This window comes from Microcystis panniformis FACHB-1757, assembly GCF_001264245.1.
Taxonomy (GTDB): Bacteria; Cyanobacteriota; Cyanobacteriia; order Cyanobacteriales; family Microcystaceae; genus Microcystis; species Microcystis panniformis.
The window spans coordinates 3,890,453-3,911,028 of record NZ_CP011339.1 but is presented as its reverse complement, the minus strand read 5'-3'; the positions used below and the strand labels follow the sequence as shown (position 1 = coordinate 3,911,028).

Sequence of the window (20,576 nt, the reverse complement as noted above, 5' to 3'; positions counted from 1 at the left end):
TCCTAGAGTTGAAGAACCAGAGGATAACTACAGAATCACTAATTCTAGTTCAAAAAAGATATAATTATCTTATCTTTCTTGCCATAATTGCCAAATAGTCGCCACATATTTCCGTCCTTTTGACAAATAATCCCAGAGATTAATTCCGGTTTTACTCTCACCATAAATGCGGGGAACGCAAAGATAAGGAACTTCCACTAACTTATAACCTAAACGATTGGCACGGGTTAATAAATCAATGCAATATTCTCCATAATCTCCATTTAAGGTAATTTTTTCTAAAACCTGAGAACGAACGGCAATAAAACCACTGGTATAGTCGTGAACTTGATTGCCTAGCATCACGATGGCCATGCGATTAATAATCCAGCTTAACATCCGGGCCATCAGTCCGTGGGCAACATCATCACCCCCCGGAATCCAACGAGAACCTACGGCCATATCAGCTTTTTTAGCTCGAATCGGTGTGATTAATTGCGGCACATCTTCTGGAGGCATAGACAAATCACAATCCATCCAAGTAATAATTTTAGCCCCATACAGATTAATCGCATCGTCAATACCTCTCTGTAGAGCCGAAGTTAACCCTTTCTCGTCGATTCTGCGACACAAAATTACCCCCGATTGGAATTGCGAATCTTGGGGAGGAGTGGGATATTGTTTGGCGAAATCTTCTACTATCTGCCAAGTTTCATCGGGAGAATTATCATCCACCACTAGCACTAAATAAGGACTAGGAACACTAGCTAGTAAACGTTCAATTAATTGACTAATGTTATCTCGCTCGTTATAAGTGGGTAAAATCGTACAGACTAAATCATTAGCTGCTGGAGTAATTGTGGGCTTATCCTCGGATTTTTGGGCTAGTAAACCTGTCTCAGAAGCAGATATAACTATTTCATAGAAAGGATACTTACCAATGATTCCAGAGCGATTTATGCCAATTTGAAACTTTTGTCCATCTTGGCTAAATTCCAGTTCTTCCGGTGGGGATTCTAAGAGTTGACAAGGGCGATAGGGATAGCAAACGTAGGGAAAACTAAACAATCCTTGACTGAGTAATTCTTGGCATAGTTTAACCATGGCTTGACTATTTTCCACACGGAAGAAAGTTTTTTGTTTCTCCAGACCAAAACCCAAAACTTGTGCCGCATATTGATGAGAGAAGGCAACAATAGAATTAGTATCCTCTTCTATGCTTTTGATGGCTGGTGCTATCCCCTGATGGGTTTTATAGAAAAATTCTCCACCTTGATAAATGTTTTTATAGACACCTATTGCCAGTAAGATTAACAGTAAAACCCAACTTCCCTTGACTACAAAAACTTCTTGGTTCGCTCCTATAATTTTTACTTGTTCCAGCGTTAATAAGGTAACAAAGGGGATAAGAGGCAATAAATATCTCGGTCCCCATTGTTTACCTCCCACCATGACTTCTCCCGGGGCAATATCGACCAAACAAGACACCCCTACTGTGTAGATAAAATAGAGAGCATAGACAAAAAGCATTTGTTTATCTAGAGATATATTGCCGATGTCAAATAGATAACAACTAGCTAAAAGTATCAGGAAGTAAATTATATTGTCCTTGACTAACGCCTTGGTTTTAACCATTCCTTGCCAGCGAAGATTGACGAGAACAGCTAAGATGATAATCGCCGTTACACTAATTAAAGTTACGGGAATATCCTTGGCAAAATTCAATTGTTGACCGCTCCAAGTTAGCAAGTAAGCTAAGGGAATTATACAGATAGGAAAATGGACAAAAAAAGAGCTATTTAACTGATAAAAACTGGTCAGGGCTTCTTGAATACGTTTTTTCCAAGAAAACTCCTCAAGGACTAACAGAGCGTGAACTCCTAGAAAACGATTATAAATTAACTTATTGCACAACCACAGTAAAAACACACTAACAATCATGCCTAGCACAAAACTAAAAGCTATTCGATTAGTTAGCAGAAATTCAGAAAAATTAAGATTTTGCTCGGTTGAATACCAAGCAAAAACTGAGGTTTGTTCTGGAGTTAACCCCAAGAAAACTAATAAAGTTAAAGTTGCCACTAGGGCCAGACATTCGGAGCGGAACCATACCGATAAACCCACTAGAAATCCGCCTAATAAATTGGGCAGCCAGCCACTATTAGCTGTATCGGGTAGAAAAAAAGCGATAACAATTCCCAAAAATCCTAAAGTAACAGCGAGGGTATGTTCACAATATATGGCACTGTATAGAGTTAAGGGAGAAGCAAAAATCAAAATAACTAATCCCAAAAGCCCCCCCCAACTGTCTAGGGAAAAAGCGGGAATTGCTCTTGAAAAACTGAGCCACAATACCCAAATTGATAGGAGGGGAATCAAGTAAAACCCCCGATAACCCCAAAGTTTATAAAAAAGGGAAGTTAGCAAAGAGAATGGAAAAGGAAAAGAGATATAATAACGTTGATTTAAGTAGTAGACAAAAGGGGGGCGATAACTGTATAAACCCTCTTGCCAAAGACGAGTAACCCAAGCTTCTGCGCGCTCAACTAAGTCAAATCGCCACGGACCATTACTTAGCTGACGAGCTAGTAAAGCTTTCAGCGCCCCATCGCCATTAAAAAAAACATCCTTGGGAACTGAAATACATAGATATAGGGAATAAAAGCAACCAGAGGCAATTACTACCCAAGATAAAAATTCCGTGCCAATTATCATAAAAGTCGGTTTTTATTCAAAAAATTTTCATCAATTTTTCATCCCTACTCAGCCTCAGCAAAAACTTGCTGAACTGCTTGGGCCACTCGCTCAATTTGCTCGTCCGTGAGAGCTAAACCGCTAGGCAGATAAAAACCCCTGCGCGCCAGTCTTTCAGCCACGGGACAGGAAATATTTTGCAATAATCCCATTTTGTGAAATACCGGTTGTTCGTGCATACACCAGAAAAAAGGACGCGTACCAATCTGATGTTCTTTGAGGCGTTTCATCGCTTCCGTAGCATCAAAGTTAACCTCATCTTTGAGAACAACACCATAAACCCAATAAATATTTTCGGCATAATCGGTTTGAGGTAGGGGCAATTCTAGAGAGGGGATATTTTGCAATAATTCCCTGTAGCGTCTGCCCATTTTTCTCTTGCGCTGGACAAAAGTTTCTAGCTGTTCTAATTGTGCTAAACCCACTGCCGCTTGCAGATTAGTCATCCTCAGATTCCAGCCCAGTTCTTCGTGAATAAAACGTCGTTGGGGCTGAAAATATAAATTTCTCAGGGAATGACAACGCTCAAAAATATCCTCTTGGTTGGTGACAATCATGCCCCTTCCCCAGTGGTAATATGTTTGTTGGAATAGAAACTAAAGATGCTGATATCACCGAAACTGCCGCAGGGTTTACCTTGATAGGTTTGACCGTGCATTTCCGCCGCATCTTCAATAATTTTTAAACCGTATTTTTGAGCTAATTCTAAAACTGGAGTCATTGCCACCGGTAATCCGTAGATATGAACCACCATTATCGCTTTAGTGCGGGGCGTGATTTTTGCCTCTATCTGAGCGATATCCATGTTCCAAGTCTGCGCTTCGCAGTCCACCACCACGGGAATCGCCCCGGCTTTGACAATGGCAGCTCCGCAGGAAATGATGGTAAAAGTGGGGAGAATCACCTCATCCCCCGAACCAATTCCTAAAGCGACGATGGCCGCTTCTAAGGCCATAGAACCATTGCACACGGAAACGGCATACTTTCGCCCAACAGCGAGGGCAAAATTTTCTTCAAACTTCTGAACGAAGGGACCTTCCGAAGAAATCCAACCGCTATCAATACATTCGTTAAGATACTGTTTTTCCTTGCCCGCAAGTAGTGGCTCATTGACGGGAATAAAGCTACTCATGCTATCTCTGCTCCCGCCATTTTAACCACGGTTTCCTCAATCCCCGCAAAGCGAGTTTTATCCTGATTACCAACGTAGGGACCCTGTTTTACTTCAATCATTTCTACTTCTTCTAAGACTTGGAAACCATGGCCACCTTGGATCAATAAAACCACATCTCCATCTCTCAAGATATGACTTTCTAGATATTGTTGGTCGTCATCATAGAAATCTACCCGCAGTTTTCCTCTTTTGATAATTAAGACTTCCTGGGTAAAAAATACTTCCCGTTGTACTTTGTTATGAACGTGGGGCATAATACTTTTTCCCGTCGGGTGTCTCATATAGGCCAACTGTTGGGAAAAATCATCGGGAGTTAGGAAATGAATCCCCTCTTGGTTAAACTCTCGTCGGAGAATTATCGCTAAAACTTTTCCCTCTTTCATGATTTGAGAAATTGGCAAAGGGTTGGGTTGGCTTTCTGGCTTATTTTTCTGATTTTGTTGGCGGAGAAAATCTAAAGACAAGAAGTCTGAAGCTAGTTTAAACATGAATTTAACCCCCCTAGGGAATGGCTGTGAGAAAGGCTGAAATTAATTGACAGCAAAGAAGCAGCCAACCAGTGACCAACTTTTGTCATTCTTGGTAGGCCCATTTAATTTAATTAGCTAAAGCTTAATCTAATTAACACGATGTTAATTTAGTTAACAGAAGGTTAATCCCGACTAAGGCAAGATGCCTCTACCATACATTTAAGAAAACACAAGAGCATCTAACTTTAGAAATAAGTAGAAATACTTAAAGGGTAAAAAAATAGGATTAAACAGGGGTCTCATGAAGATAAGCGGAACGATGGCGAAGCACTTGTGGAACATTTAGAACACAAGTCCGAGCATTTGTACTAAAATATCTAATAGACGGCTAACTGCTATATTTTCTGATGACGATATAAATAGCAAAAACTATAGACGAATAGCTATGAGCTTTGGTGAAGAATTTCAATTACTGCTGCGGGCCCGTTACCCTCTCATCTATATTACCACCCTAGAAGAAGAACGTCTCGAAAAAGCGATCGCCGATATTGCCAAACAGAGCAATAACCGTGCTGTCTATGTCTGGGATTTCGTGGATGGTTATCAAGATAATCCCAATAATGAGAACTTGGCTCGGCGTAATCCCCTCCAAGCTCTTGAATTCGTCGAAAAGCTGCCGACTAACATCGCTGCGATCATAATTTTACGCGATTTCCAGCGCTTTCTAGAAGATATTGCCATCGCCAGAAAATTGCGAAATCTGGCCCGTTCTCTGAAATCTCAGCCCAAAAACCTAATTATCGTCGCTCCCGAACTGTCCATCCCCTCGGATCTAACCGAAGTAATCACCGTCGTCGATTTTCCCCTCCCCAGTGGCGAAGAAATCAAACAGGAAATCCAGCGATTAATCGCTGCCACCGGACAACCCGTCAAAGAACCACTCCTGGATGAATTAGTGCTTTCTGCCCAAGGATTATCCCTAGAGAGAATTCGTCGGGTTTTAGCCAAATGTTTAGCCAGTCACGGCAAAATTGAGCCAGAGGACGTGGAATTAATTTTGGCAGAAAAACGCCAATCGATTCGTCAAACCCAGATATTGGACTTTTATCCCGCCACAGAGCAGATTTCTGACATCGGGGGACTAGATAATCTCAAAGATTGGCTGATTCGTCGCGGTGGTGCTTTTAGTGAACGCGCCCGCGCCTACGGTTTACCCAATCCCCGGGGTTTACTATTGGTGGGAATTCAAGGGACGGGTAAATCCCTGACAGCGAAAGCTATTTCCCATCATTGGCACTTACCGCTGCTGCGTCTAGACGTGGGGCGTTTATTTGGCGGATTGGTGGGAGAATCGGAATCGCGTACCCGTCAGATGATTAATCTCGCCGAAGCTTTAGCTCCCTGTGTGCTGTGGATAGACGAAATCGATAAAGCTTTCGCCGGAGCGGAGGGAAAAGGCGACGGGGGAACCACCGGGCGGGTTTTCGGGACTTTTATCACTTGGTTAGCCGAGAAACAATCGCCAGTTTTTGTCGTCGCTACAGCTAATAACATCCAATCTTTGCCCCCGGAAATGTTGCGAAAAGGACGCTTCGATGAGATATTTTTTGTCGGACTACCTAGCCAAAAGTCCCGCGAGGAGATTTTTAGCGTTCATTTAGGGAAAGTCCGGCCCCATAATCTGAAAAGTTATGATATAAAGCGACTAGCCTACGAAACTCCCGATTTTTCGGGGGCAGAAATCGAACAAACCATCGTGGAAGCGATGCACATCGGTTTTAGTCAAAATCGCGACTTTAGCACCGATGATGTGCTTGAGGCCGCTAGTCAGATTATACCCCTGGCTCGCACTGCTCAAGAACAAATCCAATTTCTACAGGATTGGGCTAAGTCCGGTAAAGCTCGTTTAGCCTCTCGCGATGATCGTTTTAATGTTAATCCTAACAGTTAATTTAGCACCAATATGAAGCGTTTATCTGGTTTATTGCAATTTATGGTCGGTTTTGTCATGGGAGTGGCGATTTTAGTCGGTGGGGCTACTGCTGTCGCCTATATGCTTCTCTCCGGTATGAATTCTAATCCTCCTAAACCCGTCTTTACCGAGGAGAAAAAAGAGGAAACTAAGGAGGAAAAAGCTGCTAAACCCATCCCTACTACTCCCGTCCAAGAACAACCCCAAGCTGAGGTGAAAGAGTCTCCCACAGCTGCACCAGCACCAAAAGCTGCCCCGAAACCCAGTCCCGAAGCAAGAAAAAAAGAAACCACATCCGAGGGTTATCAAGCGCGGGTGACATGGCAAAGCGGTTTAAGTCTGCGCTCTCAACCTACCAGTGAATCGACTCGTCTCGGCGGTCTCGACTACAATACTAAAGTCAGTGTGGTGGGAACTAGCAGCGATGGCCAATGGCAGCGCGTGCGTCTGTCCGATGGTCGCGAAGGTTGGATTAAAGCGGGTAATATTTCTAGAGTCCAGTAAATATTTAGAAGGGTTAGGTTTTCTAAATCTACCCCTTTCCTTAATCAGTAATTGGACAAAGTTAATACTAAATCCGTTGAGTAACGCACAGAAAACGGGTTTCTCGGAGAAACCCGTTTTCTACTAATGCAATAGGCACTCTTGCATTAGATAATCAGTCTTTAATAATCGAATTTGGTATGATTAATTCTGTCTGGGTACTTAATCACTACTTCAAGAACGATTATCGCGATTAACTTTTCTAATTAACCAATAACTTGCTGCTAAAGCTAAGGTTCCCACGGTGAGGGCAATTAAATCATCTTTACTGTATTTGTTGGGATCGAAAATAATAATTTTTCGAGAGATGGCAATTAAAGCCGTAACTACGACTAATTCAACCTGTACGATGTGTTTTCTTAAGTAAGCAGTGACGTTTTCTAATAACTCTAAGGCAATCAAAATATTGAGAAATAATCCGAAGATTTCAATTAAAGTTTTGCTAAAAAAACCGACGGGTTCCGTAGTAAATAAATCTTGGATTAGAATAACTACTAGATCATAAAGAGAAACAATAATAACAACAATTAAGGCTACGGATAAAACCTTAGAAACTAAGTTTTCAATGACATGAATCGACCTCATGAAATTTTCATCGCGCCATTGTTGACCAAAATTGATAAGTAGTTTCCGTATCTGTTTGAGCATGATCGATTAAGTAAAAAGTAAAAATTATTATTGTATTTGACTGCTAATTGTTCTATTTAGTTAACAAGTAAGCTGATCCCCCTTGATCTCCCCTTGATAAGGGGGGTGCTGATCCCCCCTTGATCCCCCTTGATAAGGGGGGTATCTGACAATTTTTAACATCTAAGTAGGGAGGCACAATTATTTGTAGGATGGGTTAGCGGTAGCGTAAACTATGCCGTCGTTGGGTTTCATGCTTCAACCCAACCTACGTTCATCGTTATATTAAATTCCACCCACCCACTTACTTACTTAGAAATAATTTTACTTGAAGAAGGCTTCCCTAGAAAAACAATCTAGGTGCGATCGCTATTAAGTCAACCGCACCCCAAACTAATACAAATGCTCACATTTAGCTGACATCATCGTGAGCGAAACGATTATAGAGGAAGTCGAGGGCATAGTTACGCAGACGATAATATTCCGGATCCTCCATAATTCTTTCCCGATCGCGGGGACGGGGGAAATGAATATTCATCACTTCGCCGATTTTCGCTTCTGGTCCATTGGTCATCATTACCAGCTTATCAGCGAGGAAAAGAGCCTCATCGATATCGTGGGTAATCATCAACACCGTACAGCGTTTATCTTGCCAGATTTTCAGCAATTCTTCCTGTAATTCCTCTTTAGTAATCGCATCCAACGCACCAAAAGGTTCATCAAGAATTAATACTTCCGGACGGATAGAAAGGGCCCGGGCGATCGAAACCCGTTGTTTCATCCCCCCGGAGATTTGGGGAGGGGTTTTGTCCATAGCTTCGGTTAAACCCACCATAGCTAAATGTTCCCGCACGATCGAGCGTTTTTGCGCTTCTGGAGCATTGGGAGACACCGCATCTACCGCAAGATAGACATTTTCAAAAACGCTTAACCAAGGCAACAAAGCATAGTTTTGAAACACTACCATGCGATCGGGCCCGGGTTTAGTAATTTTCTTACCGTTAACTTTAACGATGCCATCGGTGGGAGAAGAAAAACCCGACACCATATTTAATAGGGTCGATTTACCGCAACCGGAGTGACCGATCACACAGATAAATTCACCTTCATTGATGCTGAGATTAACATCCTTAAGGACGGTGTAGGGGCCTCTAGCAGTGGGATAAACCTTAGAAACTCCTTCAATGGTCACAAAAGCTTCTTTACTGGGGGCCTGGGTTGCCCGGTTAACTGTGTCAGTGGTGGTGTACATGATTAGTCTTTGGGGGAAATTAGTTAATAGGGGCAATGACTGGAGATAATTGGCTAATAATTATCCCCTTAGTCGATTTTTAGGCAATTTTGCGAGATTCACTGGCACTAGGACGAGCATCAATAGCCACTTCGGCCATGGTGACGTTTTGTTTGATCTCTAAACTATTGAGATAACCGATCGGATCCTCGGCATCAAACTCGATACCATCGAATAAAAGGATCGGTGTGCGACGATATTTAATATCCCCTAGACCCAATTCCCGGGCCGCGGTACTGAAGACACCCACCCGACAGACGCGTTCGAGAATTTCTACCCAGTTACGGGGGAAAGGAATGTGGCCCCAGCGTGCCATTTGGGTCATCATCCAGAGGTGTTCCGTGCGACTGGGACGATTTACCCCATCTCCATAGAACAGATGGTGTGCATATTCTTTCATCGGTTGATCAATACTGCACGCGTAGGAGTTGGGATCACCCAGTTGGATATAATCAATATTGGTACTAAGATACTGACGACTGGCGAGGATTTGACGAATTTCTTCCTGATTCCCTTCCTCGGCACAGTAGCGACAACCTTCCAGCAGTGCTTTGACTAAAGCGACATGGGTATTAGGGTATTTATTGGCCCAATCTTCCCGGACTCCCAGGGCCTTACCCGGGTGGCCCTGCCAAATTTCTAAGTCGGTAGCGACAGTGTAACCGATACCCTCCATGGCAGCCCTGAGATTCCAGGGTTCACCCACACAGTAACCGTCAATACTACCGGTTTTCAGGTCGGCTACCATTTGGGCTGGGGGAATAGTTTCGAGGTGAACGTCTTTATCGGGGTCAATTCCCGCTGCCGCTAACCAGTAACGTAGGAGCAAATTGTGCATCGAGGAGGGGTGAACAATGCCAAAAATATGGCGCTGCTCCTTCGATTCCAATAGCATCTGTCTTAAGGCGTTACCGTCAATCACCCCCTCGTCATAGAAGCGTTTAGCGAGGGTGACACCGTTACCGTTACGAGTCATAGTCAGGGCGCTGACAATCGGCAAAGGTTGATCTTGATAACCACCGACGGTTAACCAGGTGGGCATTCCTGAAGGCATTTGCGCCCCGTCGAGGAATCCCCCTGCGATCCCATCCACAACCCCTCGCCAACTGGTTTCCCGGACTAAATTCACCTCATCTAGACCATGTTTAGTGAAGAATCCCTTTTCTTTGGCCACTGCTAGGGGCGCGCAAGCGGTGAGGGGAACAAAACCGATCTCTAGATTGACTTTTTCTAAACCGTGACGAGCAATAACTTCGACTTTGCGAGCGCGTAGTTTTTTGATCCGTTTTTGTTGGTTGAGGAAATAGATAATTTCGCTCCGGAGACTGTAGTAACTGGGGTGTTCCACCACTTCCATGCGTTTGCGGGGACGGGGGATATCTACTTCCAAAATACCGCCAATTTTTGAGCCAGGACCGTTGGTAAGCATGACGATGCGATCGGATAATAGCACCGCTTCATCCACATCGTGCGTCACCATTACCGAGGTCATTTCGTATTCTTCGCACAGCTGCATTAACTGTTCCTGTAGATTACCTCTAGTCAGGGCATCTAACGCCCCAAAGGGTTCATCTAAAAGTAGGACTTTCGGACGGATGGCTAGGGCGCGAGCGATCGCTACCCGTTGTTTCATCCCCCCCGATAATTCGTTGGGACGTTTATCCACTGCATGACGAAGATTGACCAGATCGATATATTTTTCGACTTCAGCTTTTCTTTCGTCTTCTGATAGTTGGGCGAGAACTTGATCGACGGCTAGAGTGATATTTTCTTTGACGGTTAACCAGGGTAAAAGGGAATAGTTTTGGAAGACTACCATGCGATCAGGCCCCGGTTTTTTAATGCTTTGACCTTGCAAAGTAACCACTCCTTCCGTGGGCAAATCTAAACCAGCGATCATGTTTAAGAGGGTGGATTTTCCGCAACCAGAGTGACCGATAAGGGAGATAAATTCCCCTTTTTTTATCTGTAAATCGATCCCTTTTAAGGCCACATATTCACCGCCACTACTAAGGGGGAATACTTTATCAATGTTATCGACAGCAACAAACAAACTCATAGTTTTTTCTCCTTAAATTGACTCAAGTTTCAGTTGTTTGAAAATGGGGAAAGTTTCCCCATTTATTCCCTATTGACGAACGATTTGATTTTGTAACCAAGCCATAAAGCGATCGAGTAATAAACCCACACCACCGATATAAAACAGAGCGAGAATAATATCACTGATGTAGTTATTTTGGTAGGCATCCCAGATAAAGAAACCGATACCGACAATACCCGACATAACGATTTCTGCCGCAATAATCGCTAACCAAGCTAAACCGATCGCAATTCTCAAACCAGTGAAGATGTAGGGAAGTGCCGAGGGAATTAATATCTTGAAAAAGAATTTTTGGTTGGACAATTGCAAGACTTGTTTAACGTTGATATAGTCTTGGGGAATTTGTTGGACACCGACAGTGGTATTAATCAAAATTGGCCAAACTGCGGTGATAAAAATAACGAATAAAGCAGCAGGTTGGTTTTGTTGTAAAGCGGCCAAAGATAGGGGAACCCAAGCAAGAGGAGGAACTGTTCTCAGGAATTGAAAAAGGGGATCGAGTGCCTTATTTAAGAAGGGATTAACCCCAACCATAATTCCAACTCCAATACCCACCACTGCGGCAAAAGAATAACCGATTAATACCCGTTTTAGACTTTCGAGAGTTTGCCAGAATAGTCCCTTATCAATACCTCCACGATCAAAGAAAGGATACATTAAATAGGTGCGGGTACGCTCATTAGTAATAATGTCCGATGGCGGCGGTAATTTAATTAATCCCACCATAGACATTAACTGCCATAAAATCAGGAAAAATAAAATACCCACAATCGGAGGAAGAATATCCCCAGAATGCTTTTTCCAGAATTTACTAAAGTTGAAACCACCCTTGCTTGTTCTGCTGACGCTAGTTGCCATTTTGCCGTTTTCCTTTGTTGAAGATAAAGTTACTTGATTGGAAAGAGAAGAAAACACTTTTGGGATTAATAGACTAGATATTTTATGCACCTAGCCTATCGGGAAAAACTCCCTATTTTTTAATCGCCAAACTATCGAGATAAGCTTGGGGATTAGCGGGGTCAAAAGTTTTGCCATCAAAGAATTTCTCCACACCGCGGGAGGTACTGGTAGGAATATCAGCTGCGGGAACCCCTAACTCTGTGGCTGCCGCTTTCCAAAGATCCTCGCGGTTAACTTTGTCGATTAATGTTGAGGCAGTGGTTAAAGTTTCTTTCGGCAAGAAACCCCAACGAACACTTTCGGTTAAAAACCAGAGATCATGACTCTTATAGGGATAGGAAACGCTACCGGCGGGATCTTTCCAGTAGAAAACCCCTTTATTTTTGTCGGTGATTTCCGGTTTACCGTCACCCATTTTCTGCATCCCTTTGAGGGGACCGGCGATAATTTCTTCTTTGAGGTTGAAATAAGCCGGTTTAGCGAGAATTGCCGCCGCTTCTGCCCGATTTGCCTCTTGATCGAGCCATTGCTGCGCTTCCATAACTCCTTTTAATAGTGCCTTAGTAGCTTTCGGGTTTTTATCCACCCAATCGGCGCGGATAGCGAGGTATTCTTCTGGGTGATAGGGCCAGATTTCTGCGGTTAAAGCTGACATAAAACCGATATTATCAGCCACAATTCTCGCTGGCCAAGGATCGCCGGTACTAAACGCATCCATGGTTCCCGTTTTCATGTTGGCCACGGTTTGGGCTGCGGGTACGGCAATTAGGTTAATATCCGTATCGGGGTTAATACCACCGGCGGCTAACCAGTAACGAATCCAGAAGTCTTGATTAGCTTTCGGGAAAGTATAGGCGGCTTTGAAGGGAGTTCCCGTCGTTTTCATGGCGAGGATGTAATCTTTGGCGGGTTTTAGGTCTAAACCGATATTTTTGCCTTCGTGTTTACCTGCGATCGCAATTCCGTTACCCTGGGTGTTTAACTGCGCTAACACATACATGGGGACTTTAACGTTATTTTTGGTGATTAGTCCCTCGGAAATTAGGTAAGGCATGGGCATTTGCCACTGTCCCCCGTCAATTCCGCCCGCATCTGCCCCAATTTCGACGTTATCTCTAGCGGATCCCCAGTTTGCTTGTTTGGAGACTTCCACATCGGGCATCCCGTGTTTAGCAAAAAAGCCTTTTTCCTTGGCAATAATTAAAGGTGCGGCCTCAACGATAGGAATATAACCTAATTTAATTTTGGTGGTTTCGGGGGCCTCTCCGGGAGCCACCGCAACGGGAGAAGCAACCGGGGAAGCGGGCGCGGTGGTGCTGGTTCCACCCGTACTGTCGGGGGGATTACCCACACAACCTTTGAGGACAACAGCCCCTGCCGCTGAAACTGCCGCCGTGGTTAAAAATTTCCGTCTCGAAAAATTTGACATAGAATCTCCTACCTGCTTGCTAAAGCAAATATGTGTGCTGAATTATGGGTAAAGGAATCCCTCGCTAAACTTTCCTTCTAGCCCGTGCTATAGAAATTTAGCTATGGAATATTGAGTCTTGATTGAACTTAATAAATAAGTCTAGCGGAATTTGGAAAAAATAATTAATCTGAGCGAGAATTTTATGTACAAAAATTTAATTCGATTGATAAGAATTAATTAAGACCATTGATATATCTAGCTTCTAGCCACTTAAAAAGGTTTCCGTAGGGCGCTGGAGCAGGGGTGATGGGGTGATGGAAGTGGGAAAGTGGGGAATTGGGGAAGTGGGGAGGTGGGGAAGTGGGGAAGTGGGGAGGTGGGGAATTGGGGAATTGGGGAAGTGGGGAAGTGGGGAAGTGGGGAGGTTGGGGAAGTGGGGAATTATGAATTATGAAGTGGGGAGGTGGGGGAGTGGGGAAGTGGGGAGGTTGGGGAAGTGGGGAGCAGGGAGGTGGGGAGAAACAACAAAATGAGCCAAGGGTAAGTTTTGGGAATGCGGTTCCTTCCGGCTTGGTAGAATAGACAATATGCTTTCACCCCAAAGTAATGACCAGATCTAAAAAGCCGAAATCACCGAACTCCTCTGATTCGCCTACCTCTCCTTCCTTGGCTCTGTCTTCCCTACATTTTCGTCTCCAAGCTTTAGAGGAGGAGCATCAGTGGCTCCTTAAGCAGATTGGCAGAAAACGCAACGAACTGAAGAAATTCCTCGACCAGATGCGTTCCCTGGCCACGGAGATTTTCCAGAGAGGGCAACCCCTCTATCAAAAACTTAGCGACCTCGACCGCGAAATACACGCCCTTTTTGACGAAATCCTCACTGCTAGAAAAATGGGGCAGCAGACAAAAAAAAGGATTCTCGGAATTTACGAGACACTTCAGTTAACGGGGGTGATTAGCCCAAAATTTGACGATGGAGATGAAGAACTTGACGAACTTTTCGGAGACGAAGAACCAGAAGGAGCATCGGAGCAATCCGCGCAGGATTTCTTCTCTGGGGAAGACTCCTATGGCCGTCACGATGATGGAACAGAGCTATCACCTGAAAGCTCGCCTAAATCTCCTGAATCTAGACAAATACGCCGCACTTTCCTGAGAATGGCCGAGATTTTTCACCCCGACAAGGTTACGGATCCCGAAACTCGGATGCGTCACAATGAGATCATGAAGGAGGTCAACCGTGCCTATAAGGAGGGAGATATTGCTAAACTGCTCGAAATCGAACGACAGTATCAAATGGGGGACTCTTTCGCGGTTGAAGGCTCATCGGAAAGCGACCTCCAACGACAGTGCGAGAGGGTTGAAACCAATAACGAACTACTTAAAAAGCAATACGAGAACCTGAAAAGAGAACTGCGCTCGGTGCGAAATACCCCGGAAGGCGAGATGGTGAGGGCCAGTCGCGCTTGTGAGAAGGATGGCATCGACCCGATTGAGCAAATGCTAGAGGAGATGAAATTACAAGTTCAATCCACCGAAAAAATCTATAATTTTGTCCGTGACTTCCGCGATAAAAAGATAACGGTTAAAGAGTTTCTGCGCGGACCGGTCAGGATGGGCAGAAGCCCGGAAGAGATGGAAGACATTCTTGATCAACTTCTGCAGCAACTTCGCACAATCAGCCGTTAAAGAGAGAAAGCCAATATTTAGGGTATGCTGAATAAATGTGAAATATAGACGAGGTAAGGGTTTTAGGGTTCTGTTTTGCTCTCACAGGTGCAAGATTTTGAGAGAATCGTCGTTCAAAACCTTGCGTCTTCATCGGCCCGTGTCCTGTAGGGGCGAAGCATTCGGGCAATAACCTATCGGTGAAACCGTAGATTTTCTATCCGAATGCTTCGCCCGTACTTTTTGCCGCAGACCCTATTTAGGGTATGCGGCAAAAAGTTTTTCCTGGGGGCCGAGTGTAGGGTTTTACCTAATTTTTAAATCCGTTGAGTAACCCACAGAAAACGGGTTTCTCGGAGAAACCCGTTTTCTACTTATGCAAACGACAAAAGGGGGAATAAATAATCAGGATTAAGCTTTTGTTACTCCCAATCAACCTTTTTTAAACCACGCCTTAAGTCTCACTAATTTCTTGTCGTGGGTCATCCTTGGGTGGATGGAGTTGGCCCGCTATCCATTGCCGTCGGGCATTCTGGATAAAGGGTTGAATATGGTCGATCGAAAGAGGGGCGGAACTGAGGAGTTCGGGATAGTGACAGTATTCACACCGGAACCTAGCGCGTTGTCGAACAATATGGTAGAGCGATTTAGGAATGACCATTTACTCTGGCGGCAATGACAGCGTTGATGTAGCTGAAAATTTGGTCGAGTTCGCCAATCGCTTCTAGCTCAAGGACTTCCTCCGGGGTGAGATCATCAGCTTTTTTCTTGTCAAGAAGCGTCTGCATCCGATCGCCCAGTTCATCTGTAAATTTGAATAGGGTGAGATTATTAATCTGTTGCACCCGCAATCCTTTGGGAATCAGGCCAGAGGGTTTGACAAGAGCGCTCATGGTTGTAGCTGGCTTTTTGAGCAACTTTACTACCCATAATATAACACCACCTTCCCAACTGATAACCGATAATTCTTTCATTGCCTTAATAAAATTTAACATTAACGCCATTTTCTCAAAAAAATCGACCCGCCTAAGGGCGGGAAAGAAAAGGAAAGAGAAAAAATAGGGAATGAGGGTAAAAAGGGAAAAAAGAGAAAAAGGGTTACAAAGTCCTCCCAGCACCGCACACCACCCGAAAACCGCCGTCGAGGTTGAAGTCGAAGTAGCGGCGGAGCATGGAGCCGCGGGAAGCGCGTCTGCGGTAAGCGGAACGGCATTCATCCGGATCGCTGTACCAACAACCGCCCCGCAGAGGAGAACAATAATCATCACCATAATTATCATCACCATTTTCTATCCAAGCACTGCCATCACTCGGCGCACCGTCATAGTTATAGTGCCAAGTATCGGCGCACCACTCCCAGACATTGCCGTGCATATCGTACAGTCCAAAGGCGTTTGGGGGAAATTGTCCCACAGGAGTCGTTTCTTCTCGATATTCTCCTTTGGGTTCATCGGCGTAGGTATAGCCGGCATTGTAGTTAGCCAATTCCCCCGTAATGGTTTCCCCAAAGTAAAATGGGGTGGTCGTCCCGGCACGACAAGCGTATTCCCATTCCGCTTCACTCGGTAATCGGTATTCCCGAACCGTTAGTTTTGATAATCTCGCACAGAACTCGATCGCCTCGTACCATTTGACTTGTTCCACGGGACGGCGATCGCTATCGGGACGGTCTTTAAAATAGGCTGGGTTGAAATAAAGGTCTTGTTTAACTTTTAAATCCGTGCGAGAGGCGATCGCTTTCCACTGAGCCTGGGTGATAGGATATTTACCCATAAAGAAGGGTGGGACAGTTACGGACTTGCGCTCTGATAATGTAATTATGGCTCGTCTGATTCTTCTACAGAGCGACTGTCTGGCTGGGATATTATTCCTACCACGACAGGCGTACTCCCATTCCAGTCTTTTGATCTCCCATTCCGCATCAAATTTTTTAAGCAGTTTTTCGATATTAAATATTTTTACCAGTCTTTCGATTTCCTCGTCTTCCGTTCCCATCGTGAAAGTTCCCCCCGGGATGGCGACCATTTCTAAGGTGATGCCGTTGCCCAAATCTTGGGCGAAATATGAGGCTTCTGCCTTTTTTCGTTCGACTTCCTGACCTTTGGCATTTACTTTTACCACATCAAAATCAAATTTCATTGTGTTGATTTCCCCCAAATATTATCTCACTTGCCTTTAACCAAACTTTCTAACTCCACTATCTTTCCCTCGACATCAAGCCACTACAGTGGCACCCCTGAGATAATCTTCTAGTTGGCGATCGTTATCGTGACTGAGATTGCCTAGAGGTAAAGTTTCGACGCTAAAAGCTCTCACCTCACTAACTTCTAATGTATCTTTGATCTGAAAATTCCCCGCCGCTGTCACTTCAATTAACAATGAAATAGAGTGAATGCGCGGATCACGCTCAAAAGAGGAATAAACCCCGACTAAACGCCCTAAACTGACTAAATTTAATCCTGTTTCCTCTTTTAATTCCCTTTGAGCAGTATTAAAAATATCTTCCCCCCAATCGATCATTCCCCCCGGTAGGGCCCATTTGCCGGTGTCTCTGCGTCGGATTAAAACAATTGTACCATCAGCAAGCAGCGGAATTATTGTCACCCCAGTTACAGGATGACGAAAGATAATTCCCATCACACTTTTAATAAAATGCCAAACACGATCCATAGGAATTAGGAGATAGGGAGATAGGGAGATAGGGAGATAGGGAAATTTTAACTAATACCCCAAAACCCCAAAACCCCTAACAATATCAATCATGATCGAGAATGGCTTTAGCTTGAATTAAAGCCGATCGCACTTGTTCAAAACCTGTGCCACCATAGCTATTACGGGCCGCCACCACCTGACGAGGAGCGATCGCGTCATAGATATCGGCCTGAAAAGCTGGATGTAATTCTTGCCATTCCGTCAGGGTTAAATCTTTCAATAACTTACCGGCTGCCAAACTGCTTTTAACCACTTTCCCGACTAAATTATAAGCTTCTCGGAAGGGAATCCCCTTACTGGCTAAATAATCCGCCACATCCGTCGCATTAGAAAAATCTTCCGCCACCGCGTTAGCTAATCGGTCGGTTTTAAATTGAATTCCGGTGGCTAAAAGTACCGTCATCGCTTGCAAACAAATCCGCACGGTTTTAACGCCATCAAATAACGCTTCCTTGTCCTCCTGCAAGTCTTTGTTATAGGCCAGGGGTAAACCCTTCATTAAGGTCAATAACGCCTGTAAATGCCCAAAAACCCGCCCTGTTTTGCCGCGCACTAATTCGGGAACATCGGGATTTTTTTTCTGGGGCATAATGCTAGATCCCGTGGCACAACTATCGGTGAGAGTGATAAAACTAAATTCTTGGGAAGACCAGAGAATTATTTCTTCGCTCAAACGGCTCAGGTGGACCATAATCAGACTAGCGGCCGTCATAAATTCAATGGCAAAATCTCGATCGCTAACTCCATCGAGACTATTGTTATACACCTGCTCAAAATCGAGTAAATTGGCGCTGTAATGACGATCGATGGGAAAAGTCGTCCCCGCTAAGGCCCCGCATCCTAGGGGCGAAATATTAGTCCTGGCGCGAATTTCCCCTAATCTTTGGTGATCCCGTTCGGCCATTTGAAAATAAGCTAGGAGATGATGGGCTAAACTAATCGGTTGGGCGCGCTGTAGGTGGGTATAACCGGGGATCAGGGTTTCTAGATGGTTTTCAGCGTGATTGACTAAAGCTTGCTGAAAATTGCGAATTTCTTGCCTAATATCATCGATTTGTTGTCTAAGATACAGACGAATATCCGTTCCTACCTGATCATTCCGCGAACGGGCCGTGTGCAGTTTTTTGCCCACATCTCCCACAATCTCGGTTAAACGACGTTCCACGGCAAAATGCACGTCCTCTTGATCGATGCCGGGGTTAAAGTTGCCGGTGCGATATTCTTGACGAATTTGTTCCAATCCAGAGACGAGACTATCTGCTTCTTCGGGGCTGATAATACCCGTATAGGCGAGCATTTTAGCGTGAGCGATCGATCCGGTGAGATCATACTCGATTAATTCGATATCAAAGCCAATACTGGCGTTAAATTCTACGATCGTAGGATGGAGACTACCTTCAAAGCGATCGCTCCAAGTTTTCTTTGCTGTCACTGTTTTCGTTAGATGATTGTGGATAAAGTTAACTAAAATATGCTGAACAATTTTTAGGGATAATCCGGCGCTGATAGCATTACCGCTTCAGGTTAGAAAAATCTCCAACTCTACAAACATAAGAATAGCAAGAATTGCTCGCTCTGGCTGAAGGCTGATAGGCGAAAAGCTAATAAGAAGTAAAACCTCGAAACATATAACCGACAATCAAACCGATTAATAGGGCCCATGCTTGCCCAGTTTTGACGAAATTTGAGAAGGATTTCTGGACATTCCCGATGATATCCACGTCTTGCTCCGAAATAGTCATCAAGACATTGGTGAGAGGCGAAAAGTCGATCGAGACAGATAGATGATGGAAGATGTCGATCACGATGGCATTCCTCAAAAACGAAAATCTACAGAACAAGTTAACATGAAAACGACTAAATTAAAACCACTTTTGTCTCCCTGGTGCTGAGTTGGAGGGGAGGTCACTTTCAAGATGATTGAGATTGCTGGTAATAGGCTAATAGTAAATTACCCGCTTTTGCTAAATCTTGCCCAAAGGCGATAATTCCTTCTTCATGACCACTCATCACTAAAATTTGTTGCTCCTCTAGACGATCTTCTTGACATAAACGGATAATTTCTGCGGCCATTTCTGGGGTTCCATAGGCGATATTTTCTTGGGTGGTCGGCACTCGATACATCAAATTTTGCCACAGGGGGCGATGATGAATATGAATCACCCCATTAATCTGGGGATTCGCTTCATAAATCGCTGCATGGGTGAGAGTTTCTGAAGAAGCGGCAATTGTTCCCCGACAAGTGACACTATTTTCTTTCCAATCGTAGTCTATAACTGTGGTGTAATGGGATTCATTTAATACTGGAATTCCCCCAGTGTTAGTGCCAGAAATAATGATTTCTTTGTCTATTTTTCCTCGTTGACTCACATTCCCAAAACCGATTCCGTTATCGTATTGACCGATTAATCCCAGTCGATAGAGGCGATTGCGCCAATAATTTAATTCTGCAATCTCTAAGCTTATTAAGGGACGGTCAGGAATCCAAGTACAATCGTATTTAACATAGCCTTCATCAATCATAGATTTTTCTGAAAATATTCGGGATAATTTTGACAAACTTTCTCCACAAAGTCCTGGAGAGGATAGGAAATATTGGCGATATAATTATCTTTAACTACTTGGGAGAATAGGGGTAAAACTTCTGTATCTAAGGCGGGGTTAAATAACTCGATCGGCAGGATTAAATCAGACCCTTCCCGCACATCAATGGTCTCAAAATTATCGGCTACAATTAACCAAAGAGGACGCACCCAAAGAGCCGAACGACTTTCGATCACTTGAATTACTTCTCCGTATAAAGTTCGATTTTTGCAGAATAAACTAACAATTTGATGGGGAGTAAATGTGTTCATAGACTCTCATACATGGCAATTAAATTGGGAAATAATTAAGTTTTCAGGAATAACAAAGTAGAGAAATTAGCTGAAGGTTGACCAGCTTTTTTTAGTGATTACTGAAGCAGAAACCCTTA

General features: G+C 44.1%; 18 protein-coding genes and 2 pseudogenes. 4 read left to right on the top strand and 16 right to left on the bottom strand.

The annotated features are described in order from the left end of the window. Window positions 1-69: 69 nt before the first annotated feature. From VL20_RS33010 to VL20_RS18745, 3 genes and pseudogenes are all read right to left on the bottom strand, one after another. A complete protein-coding gene (locus VL20_RS33010) occupies window positions 70-2,694 on the bottom strand; it encodes a polyprenol monophosphomannose synthase (protein ID WP_128575256.1) in 2,625 nt (874 codons plus the stop codon). A gap of 44 nt (window positions 2,695-2,738) precedes the next feature. Beyond that, window positions 2,739-3,865 (bottom strand): annotated as a pseudogene (locus VL20_RS18750) (DegT/DnrJ/EryC1/StrS family aminotransferase). Next, a complete protein-coding gene (locus tag VL20_RS18745) occupies window positions 3,862-4,395 on the bottom strand; it encodes a cupin domain-containing protein (RefSeq protein ID WP_081417882.1) in 534 nt (177 codons plus the stop codon). Before VL20_RS18745 ends, VL20_RS18750 begins: the two are co-directional and overlap by 4 nt. A 427-nt stretch (window positions 4,396-4,822) precedes the next feature. Between VL20_RS18745 and VL20_RS18740 the strand changes: the two genes are divergently transcribed. Both VL20_RS18740 and VL20_RS18735 read left to right on the top strand, forming a co-directional pair. Further along, window positions 4,823-6,328, top strand: a complete 1,506-nt coding sequence (locus tag VL20_RS18740; protein ID WP_052277421.1) for an AAA family ATPase — start codon at window positions 4,823-4,825, stop codon at window positions 6,326-6,328. A gap of 12 nt (window positions 6,329-6,340) precedes the next feature. Then, the gene (locus VL20_RS18735) at window positions 6,341-6,853 is read left to right on the top strand and encodes an SH3 domain-containing protein (RefSeq protein ID WP_052277420.1); all 513 of its coding nucleotides are present in this window, start codon (window positions 6,341-6,343) and stop codon (window positions 6,851-6,853) included. Between the two features lie 213 nt (window positions 6,854-7,066). On the opposite strand, the gene VL20_RS18730 is transcribed toward VL20_RS18735, so the two are convergent. The 5 genes from VL20_RS18730 to VL20_RS18710 form a co-directional block, all read right to left on the bottom strand. Continuing rightward, window positions 7,067-7,540 carry a phosphate-starvation-inducible PsiE family protein gene (locus tag VL20_RS18730; protein WP_052277419.1) on the bottom strand — a complete coding sequence of 158 codons (474 nt, stop codon included), beginning with the start codon at window positions 7,538-7,540 and terminating at the stop codon, window positions 7,067-7,069. A gap of 391 nt (window positions 7,541-7,931) precedes the next feature. Continuing rightward, entirely contained in the window at window positions 7,932-8,771 is an 840-nt protein-coding gene (locus VL20_RS18725) for a nitrate ABC transporter ATP-binding protein (RefSeq protein ID WP_052277418.1), read from the bottom strand. 79 nt (window positions 8,772-8,850) lie between these two features. Further along, entirely contained in the window at window positions 8,851-10,869 is a 2,019-nt protein-coding gene (locus VL20_RS18720; RefSeq protein WP_052277417.1) for an ABC transporter ATP-binding/substrate-binding protein, read from the bottom strand. 69 nt (window positions 10,870-10,938) lie between these two features. Continuing rightward, window positions 10,939-11,769: a nitrate ABC transporter permease gene (gene ntrB, locus VL20_RS18715; protein ID WP_043996475.1), complete on the bottom strand. Its 831-nt coding sequence runs from the start codon at window positions 11,767-11,769 to the stop codon at window positions 10,939-10,941. 112 nt (window positions 11,770-11,881) lie between these two features. Further along, window positions 11,882-13,240, bottom strand: coding sequence for a CmpA/NrtA family ABC transporter substrate-binding protein (locus tag VL20_RS18710; protein WP_052277416.1), 1,359 nt, complete (start codon window positions 13,238-13,240; stop codon window positions 11,882-11,884). A gap of 296 nt (window positions 13,241-13,536) precedes the next feature. On the opposite strand from VL20_RS18710, the gene VL20_RS31295 reads away from it, so the two are divergent. Beyond that, window positions 13,537-13,755: a hypothetical protein gene (locus VL20_RS31295; protein ID WP_052277415.1), complete on the top strand. Its 219-nt coding sequence runs from the start codon at window positions 13,537-13,539 to the stop codon at window positions 13,753-13,755. A gap of 73 nt (window positions 13,756-13,828) precedes the next feature. Beyond that, entirely contained in the window at window positions 13,829-14,911 is a 1,083-nt protein-coding gene (locus tag VL20_RS18700) for a molecular chaperone DnaJ (protein WP_052277414.1), read from the top strand. Between the two features lie 433 nt (window positions 14,912-15,344). Here the strand turns inward: VL20_RS18700 and VL20_RS29440 are convergent, their stop codons facing one another. From VL20_RS29440 to VL20_RS18665, 8 genes and pseudogenes are all read right to left on the bottom strand, one after another. Then, window positions 15,345-15,551 (bottom strand): HNH endonuclease, encoded by a 207-nt coding sequence (locus VL20_RS29440; protein WP_081330836.1) that lies wholly within the window; start codon window positions 15,549-15,551, stop codon window positions 15,345-15,347. Then, a complete protein-coding gene (locus VL20_RS18695) occupies window positions 15,538-15,885 on the bottom strand; it encodes a hypothetical protein (protein WP_284525856.1) in 348 nt (115 codons plus the stop codon). Before VL20_RS18695 ends, VL20_RS29440 begins: the two co-directional genes overlap by 14 nt. Before the next feature lie 103 nt (window positions 15,886-15,988). Further along, window positions 15,989-17,023: pseudogene (locus tag VL20_RS18690) on the bottom strand (formylglycine-generating enzyme family protein); the annotation flags it as partial. An 81-nt stretch (window positions 17,024-17,104) separates the two neighbouring features. Next, window positions 17,105-17,560: an NUDIX hydrolase gene (locus tag VL20_RS18685; protein WP_052277412.1), complete on the bottom strand. Its 456-nt coding sequence runs from the start codon at window positions 17,558-17,560 to the stop codon at window positions 17,105-17,107. A gap of 85 nt (window positions 17,561-17,645) precedes the next feature. Then, window positions 17,646-19,034: an argininosuccinate lyase gene (argH, locus tag VL20_RS18680; RefSeq protein WP_052277411.1), complete on the bottom strand. Its 1,389-nt coding sequence runs from the start codon at window positions 19,032-19,034 to the stop codon at window positions 17,646-17,648. A gap of 169 nt (window positions 19,035-19,203) precedes the next feature. Further along, window positions 19,204-19,407 (bottom strand): hypothetical protein, encoded by a 204-nt coding sequence (locus VL20_RS18675; RefSeq protein WP_052277410.1) that lies wholly within the window; start codon window positions 19,405-19,407, stop codon window positions 19,204-19,206. 106 nt (window positions 19,408-19,513) lie between these two features. Beyond that, the gene (locus VL20_RS18670; RefSeq protein ID WP_052277409.1) at window positions 19,514-20,125 is read right to left on the bottom strand and encodes a class II aldolase/adducin family protein; all 612 of its coding nucleotides are present in this window, start codon (window positions 20,123-20,125) and stop codon (window positions 19,514-19,516) included. Further along, complete coding sequence (locus VL20_RS18665; protein WP_052277408.1) at window positions 20,122-20,457, bottom strand: hypothetical protein; 336 nt, start codon at window positions 20,455-20,457, stop codon at window positions 20,122-20,124. Before VL20_RS18665 ends, VL20_RS18670 begins: the two co-directional genes overlap by 4 nt. Window positions 20,458-20,576: the final 119 nt, after the last annotated feature.

Coding starts and splice junctions, on each gene's coding strand:
- VL20_RS33010 (WP_128575256.1), bottom strand. CDS start 2,694: ATGATAATTGGCACGGAATTTTTATCTTGGGTAGTAATTGCCTCTGGT.
- VL20_RS18745 (WP_081417882.1), bottom strand. CDS start 4,395: ATGTTTAAACTAGCTTCAGACTTCTTGTCTTTAGATTTTCTCCGCCAA.
- VL20_RS18740 (WP_052277421.1), top strand. CDS start 4,823: ATGAGCTTTGGTGAAGAATTTCAATTACTGCTGCGGGCCCGTTACCCT.
- VL20_RS18735 (WP_052277420.1), top strand. CDS start 6,341: ATGAAGCGTTTATCTGGTTTATTGCAATTTATGGTCGGTTTTGTCATG.
- VL20_RS18730 (WP_052277419.1), bottom strand. CDS start 7,540: ATGCTCAAACAGATACGGAAACTACTTATCAATTTTGGTCAACAATGG.
- VL20_RS18725 (WP_052277418.1), bottom strand. CDS start 8,771: ATGTACACCACCACTGACACAGTTAACCGGGCAACCCAGGCCCCCAGT.
- VL20_RS18720 (WP_052277417.1), bottom strand. CDS start 10,869: ATGAGTTTGTTTGTTGCTGTCGATAACATTGATAAAGTATTCCCCCTT.
- ntrB (WP_043996475.1), bottom strand. CDS start 11,769: ATGGCAACTAGCGTCAGCAGAACAAGCAAGGGTGGTTTCAACTTTAGT.
- VL20_RS18710 (WP_052277416.1), bottom strand. CDS start 13,240: ATGTCAAATTTTTCGAGACGGAAATTTTTAACCACGGCGGCAGTTTCA.
- VL20_RS31295 (WP_052277415.1), top strand. CDS start 13,537: ATGGAAGTGGGAAAGTGGGGAATTGGGGAAGTGGGGAGGTGGGGAAGT.
- VL20_RS18700 (WP_052277414.1), top strand. CDS start 13,829: ATGACCAGATCTAAAAAGCCGAAATCACCGAACTCCTCTGATTCGCCT.
- VL20_RS29440 (WP_081330836.1), bottom strand. CDS start 15,551: ATGGTCATTCCTAAATCGCTCTACCATATTGTTCGACAACGCGCTAGG.
- VL20_RS18695 (WP_284525856.1), bottom strand. CDS start 15,885: ATGTTAAATTTTATTAAGGCAATGAAAGAATTATCGGTTATCAGTTGG.
- VL20_RS18685 (WP_052277412.1), bottom strand. CDS start 17,560: ATGGATCGTGTTTGGCATTTTATTAAAAGTGTGATGGGAATTATCTTT.
- VL20_RS18670 (WP_052277409.1), bottom strand. CDS start 20,125: ATGATTGATGAAGGCTATGTTAAATACGATTGTACTTGGATTCCTGAC.
- VL20_RS18665 (WP_052277408.1), bottom strand. CDS start 20,457: ATGAACACATTTACTCCCCATCAAATTGTTAGTTTATTCTGCAAAAAT.